Raw genomic sequence first — 11,522 nt, 5'->3', positions numbered from 1 at the left:
GGGGGGTTTTGGGGGGAGTGGTTCCCCGCCCCCCTTTCCCCCAAGACCCCCTTTCGTTTTTGGGCCGCGGTTCCAGCGCTCTCTGGACTGGCAGGACAGTGTGACCAGGCGCGGCCCGTTCAATCCCTCTGACAGAAAAGGGCCGCACCCGTCATCACGCGCGCGGCCCGAAAAACGAATGGGGTGCAGGGGACCGAGTCCCCTGCAACAAATCACTCAACTAGATTTACGCCCACTTCCAGGTGGTGCCCTGGGGGCCGTCCTCCAGTGCGACCCCGGCGGCTTTCAGCTCGTCGCGGATGCGGTCGGCGGTGGCGAAGTCCCGCGCCTTCTTGGCGGCAGCGCGTTCGGCGATCCTGGCCTCGATGGTGGCGGCGTCGATTCCGGCGCCGGCGCGGGCGCCGGTGAACCACTGCTCGGCATCCTGCTGGAGCAGGCCCAGCAGCGCGGCGCCTGCCTTGAGGCCGGCCAGGTCGCGTTCGTCCGCCAGCTTTGCCAGCGCTGCCAGCGCCAGCGGAGTGTTGAGATCGTCCTCCAGCGCCTCGACGACGGCGGCGGGGGCGTCAGGCGCGGGCGCCACGTCCGCGCCGCGCAGCAGGCCGTAGAGCCGGTCCAGCGTGCGCTTGGACTGGTCGATGAGCTGGTCGTTCCAGTCCAGCGGCTGGCGGTAGTGGGCGGAGAGCAGGGCGAAGCGGATGACCTCGCCCGGCACGCCATTTTCCAGAATGTCCGAGACCAGCAGGATGTTGCCGATGGACTTGGACATCTTCTCCGAGTCGATCGAAAGAAAACCGTTGTGCAGCCAGTAGCGCGCCAGACGCTTGCCGGTGGCGCAGACGGACTGGGCGATCTCGTTCTCGTGGTGAGGGAAGATGAGATCCTGCCCGCCCGCGTGGATGTCGATGCTGTCGCCCAGATGGGTGCGGATCATGGCGGAGCACTCGATGTGCCAGCCGGGGCGGCCCCGGCCCCAGGGCGAGTCCCAGCCAGGCAGGTCGTCCGTCGAGGGCTTCCACAGCACGAAGTCGGCCGGGTCGCGCTTGTAGGGGGCGACCTCGACGCGCGCGCCCGCGATCATGTCGTCGCGGTTGCGGTTGGAGAGGCGGCCGTAGTCCGGGTAGGTCGGCACGTTGAACAGCACGTGGCCCTCGGCCTCATAGGCGAAGCCACCCTGGATCAGCCGCTGGATCATCTCGATCATCTGCGGGATGTGGGTGGTGGCGTGCGGGTCCATGGTGGGGCGGATGACGTTCAGCGCCGCCATGTCCTCAAGGTAGAGGGCCTCGAACTTGTCGGTGATGGTCTTGATCGGCACCTGCTGCGCCCGCGCGGCGGCGTTGATCTTGTCGTCCACGTCCGTGATGTTGCGGGCATAGACCACCGCGTCCTCGCCATAGCGGCGGCGCAGGAGCCGGAACAGCACGTCGAACACCACGGGCGGGCGGGCGTTGCCGATGTGCGCCCGGGAATAGACCGTGGGGCCGCAGACATACATGGTCACCCGCTTTTCGTTGGCGGGGACGAATTCTTCCTTGGTGCGCGTGAGCGTATTGTAGAGCGTCAGTGCCATGAGACGCTTCCTAGCGGTGGATCAGACGCTTCACAAGACGGCGTGGGGCTGGAAGGCCGGCCGCTTCAGATTTTGACTTCGTATTCGGCGCTTTTCTGGAACAGCTCGTTGAGTTCGCGCCGCTGCTGGTCGGTGTAGCCGTCGTCCTGCAGGGGCGGGACTTCCGGGTTGATGACCCCGGCACTGAAGCCGTAGCCGCCGTCATGCTCGTGCTCGCGGCCGACCCAGCCGATGAAGCCGGACAGGGCATCGGAGGAGTTGGCCACCACCTCGTGGGTCCTGGCCCCGCCGATCCAGTTGGGCAGCTGGTGCCGGTCGAGGAACAGGCCCATGAACATGTAGATGAAGCAGATGATGATGAGGCCGCGCAGCATGCCGAAGCCGCCGCCGCCCAGCCGGTCGAGCGGGGCCAGCGCCGAGCCCTTGACGCGGCGCGACAGGCTCGAGGCCACCAGGCGCACCAGCGCCACCGTGACGAGCAGGATCAGCACCAGCGCGGCGAGGTCGCCGCCCGCGTCGCTGCCGATGGACTGGCGCATCCACTCCGACACCGGGGCGAACAGGACCTTGAGGGCAAGGATCGCCACGACCCATGCCCCGACGGACATGACTTCCAGCACCAGCCCGCGGCTGATGCCATAGAGGCCCGAAAGCCCGACGATCACAAAAAAGAAGATGTCGAACGCTGTCATCAGGTCCTGTCGTTAAAGCCCCGCCGTCAGGTGGTCAACAAGCCCGGCGAGGCTTCCGAACTCAATCGTGGCAATTTCGCGCCCACTGTTGCCCCGGGGCGGCACAAAGGCCCGGGCAAACCCCAGCTTGGCGGCCTCCTTCAGGCGGGCGGCGCTCTGGGAGACGGGGCGGATCTCCCCCGACAGGGCGATTTCGCCAAAGGCCACAAGATCGTTGGGCATGGGCCGGTCGAGCAGGGCGGAGACGAGGGCGGCGGCCACCGCCATGTCCGCCGCGGGCTCGCTGATGCGCAGGCCGCCTGCCACGTTGAGGTAGACTTCGTGCCCGGAGAAGGCGAGGCCGCACCGCGCCTCCAGCACAGCGAGGATCATGGACAGGCGGCCCGAATCCCAGCCGACCACGGCGCGCCGGGGCGTGGCGCCCGAGGGCACCCGCACCACCAGCGCCTGCATCTCCACCAGAACCGGGCGGGTACCCTCGACCCCGGCAAAGACCACGGACCCGGCGACCGGCCGGTCGCGGTCGGTGAGGAACAGGGCGGAGGGGTTGGTGACCTCCGCCAGACCCTTCTCCTGCATCTCGAACACGCCGATCTCGTCCGTGCCGCCGAAGCGGTTCTTCACCGCGCGCAGGATGCGGAAGGCGTGGCTGCGCTCGCCCTCGAAGTAGAGCACCGTGTCCACCATGTGCTCCAGCACGCGCGGGCCGGCGATCTGCCCGTCCTTGGTGACGTGGCCCACCAGCACCAGTGACGCGCCGGTGGTCTTGGCGTAGCGGATCAGCTCGTGGGCGGCGGCGCGCACCTGGCTCACCGTGCCGGGCGCGGCCTCAAGCTGGTCCGAGTAGAGCGTCTGGATCGAATCGATGATGAGCAGGGCGGGGGCCGGCTGCGACTCGAGGGTGGCGAGAATGTCCCGCACCGCCGTCGCCGCGCCGAGCTGCACCGGGCTCTGTGCCACGCCGAGCCGGTCCGCCCGCAGGCGCACCTGATCCACCGCCTCCTCGCCCGAGATGTAGACAACCGAGCCGCCCCGGTCGGCCACGCGGGCCGCCGCCTGCAACAGGATGGTGGACTTGCCGATGCCCGGGTCGCCGCCGATCAGCACCGCACAGCCCGGCACGAGGCCGCCGCCCAGCACCCGGTCGAACTCGGCCATGCCGGTCGGGCGGCGCGGCGCGGGCTCGATTTCGCTCGCCAGACTGGCCAGCTCGATCCGCCGCCCGCCGCCGCGCAGGTTGTGCTTGGCGGTGAAGGGCGTGACCGTGGGAGCCGCCTCCTGTTCGAGCGTGTTCCAGCCCTGACAGTCCGGGCACTGGCCCATCCACTTGGCCTGAATGGAGCCGCAGGACTGGCAGACGTAGCGAACCTGGGGTTTTGCCATGGTATATGTTCTCTAAATGTTCGGAGCGAACAGTAGCGAAGGCAAGGGGGATGGGCAAGGTGAGAGTAGGGATCAAGGGGATCGCGCAAGCGGGGCTCTTGCATGCGCTGCGGGACCGGTCAGGCGCGGCCCGAAAACGGACAGGGGGTGCAGGGGTATCAAGATCCCCCTGCAAACAACCTCTGAAACAGAAAACCTTCAGCCCTTCAGCACGTCCATCTGGATCGGGCCTTCGGCGCGGCCGTGGACGAACTGCTCCACGTACGGGTTGCCGCTGTTGTCTATCTGGTCGGCCGGGCCTTCCCAGATGATCTTGCCCTTGTAGAGCATGGCGATGCGGTCGGCGATCTTGCGGGCCGAGGCCATGTCGTGGGTGATGGTGATGGTGGTTGCGCCCAGATCCCGCACCCGTTCGACGATCAGTTCGTTGATCACGTCCGCCATGATCGGGTCGAGGCCGGTGGTGGGCTCGTCGAAGAAGATGATCTCCGGCTTGGCGGCGATGGCGCGGGCAAGGCCGACGCGCTTCTGCATGCCCCCCGAGAGTTCCGACGGGCGCAGCTCCGCCACGTCCGGGGTCAGGCCGACGCGGCGCAGGTTCTCGATGGCGATCTCCTTGGCCTCCCGGGCTTTCATGCCGTGGCCCTGCATCAGCCCGAAGGCGACGTTGCGCCACACCGGCAGGGAGTCGAACAGCGCCGCGCCCTGGAACAGCATGCCGAACTTGTCCAGCATCTGGAGCCGGGCCTTGCCGCGCAGGCCGACAACGTTCTGCCCGTCCACCCGGATCTCGCCCGCGTCCGGCCGCAGGATGCCGAGGATGCACTTCAGCAGCACCGACTTGCCGGTGCCCGAGCCGCCGATGATGACCAGGCTCTGGCTCTTGTCGACGGACAGGTTGACGCCATCCAGCACCACCTTGGGGCCGAACCGCTTGGAGACGCCGCTGAGGGCGATCTTGGGGGGGGCTGCGTCTGTCATGAGCCGAACATCAGAACCGTGATGATGAGGTTGGTGAACAGGATCAGGATGAACGCCGAGACCACCGCGTTGGTGGTGGCGCGTCCGACGCCCGCCGCGCCGCCGGTGGAATTGAAGCCGTGGTAGCAGCCCATCAGCGCGATGACGAAGCCGAACACCGCCGCCTTGACCAGCGAGGAGACGACGTCGTCGGTCTCCAGATACTGCTGGGTGACCTTCAGGTAGTTGGCCGGGTTGAAGCCGAGCCGCTCGGTGGCGATGAGGAAGCCGCCGAGCACGCCGATGATGTTGGCCACCAGCGTGAGCAGGGGCAGCACCACGATCGAGGCCACGATGCGCGGCACGATCAGGTACTTGAAGGGGTCGGTGGACAGGGTGGTCATGGCGTCCAGCTGCTCGGTGACGCGCATGGTGCCCAGCTCCGCCGCCATGGAGGAGGAGACCCGGCCCGCCACCATCAGGCCGCCAAGCACCGGGCCCAGCTCGCGCACCATGGCGATGACCGTGACCGCCGCCACCGCGCTCTCCGCGTTGAAGCGGGAGCCGCCCACGTAGATCTGCTGGGCCAGCGCCGCGCCGGTGAAGAAGGCGGTGAGGCCCACCACCGGCAGCGAGAAGTAGCCGATGGAGAGCATCTGCTCGAACACGCGGGACGGATAGAAGGGCGGTCGCACCACATGGCTGATGGCCAGACCGGCGAACCTGGCCAGACGGCCGATGGACGCGAGGCCGGCCAGCGCGAAGCGGCCGATGAGCGCCAGGAAGTCAAGGATCACAGTCACAGCGACACACTCGCCTCAGTTGCTCGCAGGGGCAGGGTACTCAGCAGAACAGCACCGGTCATAGCGGTGGCCGAACCGGGTAGGCAACTCGTATTGTAACGAACCGGCCCCGTCCGCCCGCCCCCGGGCAGGCTGGCGCGACTGAAGCGGTACTCGCCGTGTGGCCGGCCGGCCGGTTGAAAATCGGTCATGACGGAAGGGATAGCGGCCGGGCGGGCGAAACGCAAACGCGATGGCAGGGCCACACAGCGAAACGCCGACCCGTGGCGGCGCGGATCGGCGTTTCTGTCAGGCCGGGTCTGGTCTGTCAGGCTAACTCTGTCAGGCCAGTTTCTGGTTGCCGAACGGCAGCTTGTAGAGGCGCTTGCCGGTGGCGGCGGCAAGGGCGTTGGCCACCGCCGGGGCGATGGGCGGCACGCCGGGCTCGCCGACGCCGGTGGGCGCTTCGGCCGAGGGGATGATGTGCACCTCCACGTCCCTCGGCATCTGGCTCATGCGGAGCACCTGATAGCCGTCGAAGTTGGTCTGCTCGACGGCGCCGCCGTCCAGCGTGATTTCGCTGAGGAGGGCCGCGCCAAGGCCGAAGCCGATGCCGCCTTCCATCTGGGCCGCGATGATATCCGGGTTGACGGCGACACCGCAGTCAACGACGCAGACCACGCGCTCCACCTTGAAGTCCTTGCCGTCCCAACTGATCTCGGCCACCTGGGCGACGGCGGTGCGGAAGGACTCCTGCACCGCGACGCCGCGGAAGCGGCCCTGCGGCAGCGGCTTGCCCCAGCCGGCCTTCTCCGCCGCCACCTTCAGCACATTGGCGAGGCGCGGCTGGTCCTTCAGCAGCTTCAGGCGGTAGGCGACCGGGTCCTGCCCGGCGAGCTGCGCCAGCTGGTCGATCATCACCTCCTTCACGTAGGCGTTGTGGGTGTGGCCGACCGAGCGCCACCACAGCACCGGCACGCCCACTTCGGGATCGACCCAGACGAGGCGCGCGGCGGGCAGTGCGTACTGCTCCAGCGCGTTGCCCTCGACCGCGCCGCCGTCCGGCTTGCCGGGCTGGGCGAAGGGGGTGCCCGCCATGAGACCCTGATGCACCAGCGTCTGGTCCCAGGCGATGACATTGCCCTGGCGGTCGAGGCCCGCCTTCACCTTGTGGACGGCCATCGGGCGGTAGTAGCCGCCGGTGATGTCGTCCTCCCGGGTCCAGAGGAGGCGCACCGGGTACTTGCCGCCGGTCGCCTTGAGCACCTCGGCCAGTTCGCTAACGTAGTCCGACTGGAAGTTGGCGCGCCGGCCGAAGCTGCCGCCGGAGACAAGGGTGGTGAGCGTCACCGTCTCGGGGACAAGGCCCAGGATGCGGGCGGCGTTGGACTGGTCCAGCGTGTGGAACTGGAAGCCCGCCGCCAGTTCGGCGCCGTCCTTCGTCAGCCGGCCCCAGGCGGTCAGCGGCTCCATGGAGGCGTGGGCGAGGTAGGGGAATTCGAACGTCGCCTCCACCACCCGGGCAGCGGACTTGAAGGCTTCGTCCGGCTTGCCGATCACCTGCGCGACCATGCTGCGCGGGGCCTTCTCGCCCGCCTCGGCCATCTCGCGGAAGGCGGCGAACAGCTCGGCGGAGCTGCGCGTCTCGGCCTTGCTCTCATCCCACTCGACGGTGAGCGCCTCGCGGCCCTTGAGGGCGGCCCAGGTGTTCTTCGCCACCACGGCGACGCCGCTCGGCACCTGCACCACGTCCACGACGCCGGGGACCGCCTTGGCCGCCGCTGCGTCGAAGCGCTTCACCGTGGCGCCGAAGCGCGGTGCGCGCTGCACGACGGCGGTCATGGTGCCCTCGGGGGCCATGTCGATGCCGTAGACGGCCGTGCCGTCGGTCTTGGAGGTGTTGTCCAGCCGGTGGATGCGCTTGCCGACCAGCTTGAAGTCCTTCGGGTCCTTGAGCCGCACATCGGCGGGCACCGCCTCGCGGGAGGCCGCGCCCGCCAGCTCGCCGAAGGTGGCCTGGCGCCCGCTGGCCGCATGGCGGACGATGCCGTTCTCCACCGTGATCGCGGCGGCAGGCACGCCCCACTGGCGGGCGGCGGCGCTCACCAGCATGGCGCGGGCGGTGGCGCCCGCCTTGCGGAGCTGGTCCCAGGAGTTGAAGATGGCGGTGGACCCGCCGGTGGCCTGGAGGCCGCCGATGGCGATGTTGGCGTAATCGGGCACGCGGGCGGGCGCGCCCTCGACGCGCATCTGCTCCCACGCGGCGTCCAGCTCCTCGGCGACGATGGTGGCAAGGCCCGACCAGGTGCCCTGACCCATCTCCAGGTGCTTGGCGAGCACGGTGACGGTGTTGTCCGGGCTGATGCGGATGAAGGGCGTTGCCTCAAGCCCGGTGGCGAGCGTGGTCGATTCGGCGGCGCGCGCCGCCGATTCCGGCACCAGCGCCAGCGTCAGCCCCGCGCCGGAGAGGGCGAGGAAGCGGCGGCGGTCCACCTGCGGGGCGGCCGGGCGCGGCAGGGAGGCGGTGGCGATCTTGTCGAAGTACATGGCTCAGGCCTCCAGCGTTGCGGATGCGGCCTTGATGGCCTTGCGGATGCGCACATAGGTGGCACAGCGGCAGATGTTGCCGTCCATCGCCGCGTCGATGTCGTCGTCGCTCGGCTTGGGGGTCTCGCTGAGGAGGGCGACCGCCGACATGATCTGGCCGGACTGGCAGTAGCCGCACTGCACCACGTCCAGGTCGCGCCAGGCCTTGAGGACGGCCTCGGCGACCGGGCCGGAGAGGCCCTCGATGGTGGTGATGGCGGACTCGCCCACCGCGCTTACCGGATACTGGCAGGACCGGACGGGCTGGCCGTCCAGATGCACGGTGCAGGCGCCGCACTGCGCCATGCCGCAGCCGAACTTGGTGCCGGTCAGCTTCAGATCATCCCGCAGCGCCCAGAGAAGGGGGGTCTCCGGGTCCACATCGACCTGGCGGGTCTGGCCGTTCACGTTGAGGGTAATCATACGAATTTCCCTGCTGATTTCTCGAAAATGGTCCGGGAAAATTGGGTGTCGTTATTCGGCGAGAAGACTGCCACGGCAGAAAAAACGCAACAAGTCGTATCTGCCTATTGAACAGGGGGACGTGTTTGGTTATACGCCCCTCCACCCCATGATCGTGCGGTCGTGGCGGAATTGGTAGACGCGCAGCGTTGAGGTCGCTGTGGGGCAACCCGTGGAAGTTCGAGTCTTCTCGACCGCACCATTGCTCTTCCGGGCAATCGAATAAGATACAAGAAAAATTCCTGAGCGTATCAGACAGTTGCTGCCAGCCAGAGGCGGGCGGCGACGTTAGTCTGTGAGGAAAGGCCCCGCTTGCGAGGCAGTCGGACGGAAAATTCCGAACTGATTGCTTCATACAGGCGGGTTAATGGGTTTCCTTGGGCCTTGCAGGAGTTATAAGCCTGACATGACCGAGCAGCCGGATATCGAGATCGGACCGGAAGACCTGGCGCCCCGCGAGGTGCTGGAGGGCGGTCGGCTGCGCCGGGACTTCATCGACGATATCATTCAGGCCGTCAGCGAAAACGATACGGGCCGCGTGCATGCGCTGGTGGAGCCGCTGCACCCGGCCGACGTCGCCGACCTCATCGAGATCGTGGGGGCGGACTGCCGCGGACGGCTGGTCCACATGCTGGGTGACCGGCTCGACGCCGACACCATCGCCGAACTCAACGACTGGGTGCGCGACGAGGTGATCGAGGTCATGGGGCCGACCGACCTCGCCAACGTGGTCACCCAGCTCGACACCGACGACGCGGTCGCCATCATCGAGGACCTGGAGGCGGAGCAGCAGGAACAGGTGCTGAGCGCCATGCCGGCCCAGGACCGCGCCGCCATCGAGGAAGCGCTGACCTACCCGGAGGACTCGGCGGGCCGCCTGATGCAGCGCGACCTCATCGCCGTGCCCGAATACTGGACCGTGGGTCAGCTGATCGACTACCTGCGCGAGAAGCAGGATCTGGCCACCGACTTCTGGGAAATCTTCGTGGTGGACCCCGGCTACCGCCCGGTGGGCACCATCCGGCTGTCCTGGGTGCTGCGCTCGCCGCGCTCCGTGCTGGTCGCCGATCTGATGCAGCGGGAGCAGACCCTCATCCCGGTCAACATGGACCGGGAGGAACTGGCCCTGCGCTTCCAGAAGTACGGCCTCATCTCGGCGGCGGTGGTGGACGGCGCGGGCCGGCTCGTCGGCATGATCACGGTCGACGACGTGGTGCACATCATCTCGGAAGAGGCGCAGGAGGATGTGCTGAAGTTCGCCGGCGCGGGCGAGGGCGACATCAACGAGCCCGTTGTCAGCACGGTGAAGACCCGCGTGCAGTGGCTGGTGGTCAACTGTGGCACCGCCATCCTCGGCTCGCTGGTGATCGCGCTGTTCGAGGCAAGCATCGAGAAGCTGGTGGCGCTGGCCATCCTCATGCCCATCGTCAGCTCGCTGGGCGGCAACGCGGGCACCCAGACCATGGCCGTTGCCGTGCGCGCGCTCGCCACCGGGCAGCTGACCGCCGGCAACATGGCACGCATGGTGGGCCGCGAGATCAAGGTGGCGCTGCTCAACGGCCTGCTGCTGGCCCTGCTGCTGGGCGTGCTGACCACCCTCTATTTCAAGTCCGTGGGGCTGGGGCTGGTGATCGCGGCGGCCATGATCATCAACATCATCGTGGCGGGGCTGGCGGGCGTGCTGGTGCCGCTGGCCATGCACCGGATCAGGATCGACCCGGCCGTCGCCTCCTCCGTGTTCGTGACCATGACAACCGACGTCATGGGCTTTCTGGCGTTCCTCGGGCTGGCAACCGCCGTCGGACTGGCCAATCTTCAGTAGGGTGCCATGGAACAGGGGCAGCCTTCAGTCTTGCTGGTGGACGATGAACCGCTGGTGATGCGGCTGCTCGGGCGGGCGCTGGAGCCCATGGGCCTCACGCCGCGCATCATCACCAACGGCTTTGACGCGCTGGAGGAAATCCGGCGGGACCCGCCCGCGCTGGTGATGACCGACTACCACATGCCCGGCATGACCGGCGTGGCGCTGTGCGACGCGCTTGTCCGGCAGGAGGCCAAGACCTGCCCGGTGATCCTGCTCAGCGGGGACGACGAGACCACCATGGTCCAGGAAGGGCTGAGGGCGGGCGTCGACGACTTTCTGGTGAAGGGCATGCCCTTCGCGCTGTTCATGGAGCGGGTGCGGTTCTGGACCGCGGGCCCGTTCCGCGCCCTGCCGCCGCACATCCGGGCGGCCTCGCTGGAGGCCATGAACCGTCTGCCGCCGCTGGACGCGCCGGTCGCCCGGCTGCGCAGCCGCAGCAACCTGCTGGTGGACCGGGCGACCATGGTGATCTCCGACCAGCTGGCGAGCGCACCCAAGGGCTTCGGGCAGCGGCCGGAGGACCGGGCGCGGCTGCTTGGCGTGCTCGACCGGGTGCTGGCCATTCTCGCCCGCACCTGCTGGGTCATCCAGCTGCAACGCACCGACGCCCTGGTGCAGGTGGTTGAGCGGCTGAACCTGCCGTGGGGCAGGGAGTTGCTGCAACAGGACCTGCCCCGGCTGACGGAGCTGAGGCGTGAGGACGGGGCCTTCAACCATGCCGCCGTCACGCTGAGCGTGAGTGTGGAATGAGCGTGCATCTGATCAAGCTGGCCGTCGGCGTCGACAGCCTCGAGGAGCTGGCGGAATACCAGCGCCGCCATGCCGTCCGGCGCGCGGACGGGCGCCTGGTGTGCCGCCATCGCACCCGCCATGCCCCCAAGCGGGAGGCGGAGCTGCTGGACGGCGGCTCGCTCTACTGGGTCATCAAGCGGCAGATCCAGGCGCGGCAGGAAATCCTCGGCTTCGAGCCGCTGGAAATCGAGGGGCAGACCCACTGCCTCATTCACCTGAACCCGGAGGTGGTGCCGGTGCTGCCGGTGCCCCGCCGCCCGCATCAGGGCTGGCGGTATCTGGAGGGCGCGGACGTGCCGCCGGATCTGGTCGGCCCGGGCGGAGGCGAGGGGGGCGCTGCGGGCGCTGGCGCGGGTCTGGCCGAGCTGCCGCCCGCGCTGCTCAAGGAACTGCGCGCCCTCTGCCTGCTGTAGCGGCCGGATGGGCGGGGC

The 11,522-nt window shown here is 68.3% G+C and carries 10 protein-coding genes and 1 tRNA gene; 4 read left to right on the top strand and 7 right to left on the bottom strand.

What is annotated here, in order from left to right:
- Window positions 1–226: 226 nt before the first annotated feature.
- The 7 genes from cysS to ACSJJU_RS00910 all read right to left on the bottom strand — a co-directional run bounded on the left by cysS (window position 227) and on the right by ACSJJU_RS00910 (window position 8,396).
- Window positions 227–1,570 (bottom strand): cysteine--tRNA ligase, encoded by a 1,344-nt coding sequence (gene cysS, locus ACSJJU_RS00940; RefSeq protein WP_435913257.1) that lies wholly within the window; start codon window positions 1,568–1,570, stop codon window positions 227–229.
- A gap of 65 nt (window positions 1,571–1,635) precedes the next feature.
- Window positions 1,636–2,262 (bottom strand): CvpA family protein, encoded by a 627-nt coding sequence (locus ACSJJU_RS00935; protein ID WP_435913256.1) that lies wholly within the window; start codon window positions 2,260–2,262, stop codon window positions 1,636–1,638.
- Window positions 2,263–2,274: 12 nt separating this feature from the next.
- Window positions 2,275–3,645 (bottom strand): DNA repair protein RadA, encoded by a 1,371-nt coding sequence (radA, locus tag ACSJJU_RS00930; protein ID WP_435913254.1) that lies wholly within the window; start codon window positions 3,643–3,645, stop codon window positions 2,275–2,277.
- Window positions 3,646–3,843: 198 nt separating this feature from the next.
- The gene (locus ACSJJU_RS00925) at window positions 3,844–4,626 is read right to left on the bottom strand and encodes an ABC transporter ATP-binding protein (protein ID WP_435913253.1); all 783 of its coding nucleotides are present in this window, start codon (window positions 4,624–4,626) and stop codon (window positions 3,844–3,846) included.
- Window positions 4,623–5,408, bottom strand: a complete 786-nt coding sequence (locus ACSJJU_RS00920; protein ID WP_435913252.1) for an MlaE family ABC transporter permease — start codon at window positions 5,406–5,408, stop codon at window positions 4,623–4,625. The genes ACSJJU_RS00925 and ACSJJU_RS00920 overlap by 4 nt, the downstream gene beginning before the upstream one ends.
- A gap of 321 nt (window positions 5,409–5,729) precedes the next feature.
- Window positions 5,730–7,934 carry a molybdopterin cofactor-binding domain-containing protein gene (locus ACSJJU_RS00915; RefSeq protein ID WP_435913251.1) on the bottom strand — a complete coding sequence of 735 codons (2,205 nt, stop codon included), beginning with the start codon at window positions 7,932–7,934 and terminating at the stop codon, window positions 5,730–5,732.
- A gap of 3 nt (window positions 7,935–7,937) precedes the next feature.
- Window positions 7,938–8,396 (bottom strand): (2Fe-2S)-binding protein, encoded by a 459-nt coding sequence (locus ACSJJU_RS00910; RefSeq protein WP_435913250.1) that lies wholly within the window; start codon window positions 8,394–8,396, stop codon window positions 7,938–7,940.
- 156 nt (window positions 8,397–8,552) lie between these two features.
- On the opposite strand from ACSJJU_RS00910, the gene ACSJJU_RS00905 reads away from it, so the two are divergent.
- From ACSJJU_RS00905 to ACSJJU_RS00890, 4 genes are all read left to right on the top strand, one after another.
- Window positions 8,553–8,637 (top strand) — tRNA-Leu (locus ACSJJU_RS00905).
- A gap of 204 nt (window positions 8,638–8,841) precedes the next feature.
- Window positions 8,842–10,257 (top strand): magnesium transporter, encoded by a 1,416-nt coding sequence (gene mgtE / locus ACSJJU_RS00900; RefSeq protein ID WP_435913249.1) that lies wholly within the window; start codon window positions 8,842–8,844, stop codon window positions 10,255–10,257.
- A gap of 6 nt (window positions 10,258–10,263) precedes the next feature.
- Window positions 10,264–11,049, top strand: coding sequence for a response regulator (locus ACSJJU_RS00895; protein ID WP_435913248.1), 786 nt, complete (start codon window positions 10,264–10,266; stop codon window positions 11,047–11,049).
- Window positions 11,046–11,504, top strand: coding sequence for a DUF1489 family protein (locus ACSJJU_RS00890; RefSeq protein ID WP_435913247.1), 459 nt, complete (start codon window positions 11,046–11,048; stop codon window positions 11,502–11,504). Before ACSJJU_RS00895 ends, ACSJJU_RS00890 begins: the two co-directional genes overlap by 4 nt.
- The last annotated feature ends 18 nt before the right edge of the window (window positions 11,505–11,522 follow it).

The sequence above is a fragment of the Pedomonas sp. V897 genome (assembly GCF_051304405.1).
In the GTDB taxonomy this organism is placed as follows: domain Bacteria; phylum Pseudomonadota; class Alphaproteobacteria; order Sphingomonadales; family Sphingomonadaceae; genus Pedomonas.
The sequence above is the reverse complement of the archived record's forward strand: the minus strand, read 5'-3'. Positions and strand labels throughout refer to the sequence as shown.

Coding starts and splice junctions, on each gene's coding strand:
- cysS (WP_435913257.1), bottom strand. CDS start 1,570: ATGGCACTGACGCTCTACAATACGCTCACGCGCACCAAGGAAGAATTC.
- ACSJJU_RS00935 (WP_435913256.1), bottom strand. CDS start 2,262: ATGACAGCGTTCGACATCTTCTTTTTTGTGATCGTCGGGCTTTCGGGC.
- radA (WP_435913254.1), bottom strand. CDS start 3,645: ATGGCAAAACCCCAGGTTCGCTACGTCTGCCAGTCCTGCGGCTCCATT.
- ACSJJU_RS00925 (WP_435913253.1), bottom strand. CDS start 4,626: ATGACAGACGCAGCCCCCCCCAAGATCGCCCTCAGCGGCGTCTCCAAG.
- ACSJJU_RS00915 (WP_435913251.1), bottom strand. CDS start 7,934: ATGTACTTCGACAAGATCGCCACCGCCTCCCTGCCGCGCCCGGCCGCC.
- ACSJJU_RS00910 (WP_435913250.1), bottom strand. CDS start 8,396: ATGATTACCCTCAACGTGAACGGCCAGACCCGCCAGGTCGATGTGGAC.
- mgtE (WP_435913249.1), top strand. CDS start 8,842: ATGACCGAGCAGCCGGATATCGAGATCGGACCGGAAGACCTGGCGCCC.
- ACSJJU_RS00895 (WP_435913248.1), top strand. CDS start 10,264: ATGGAACAGGGGCAGCCTTCAGTCTTGCTGGTGGACGATGAACCGCTG.
- ACSJJU_RS00890 (WP_435913247.1), top strand. CDS start 11,046: ATGAGCGTGCATCTGATCAAGCTGGCCGTCGGCGTCGACAGCCTCGAG.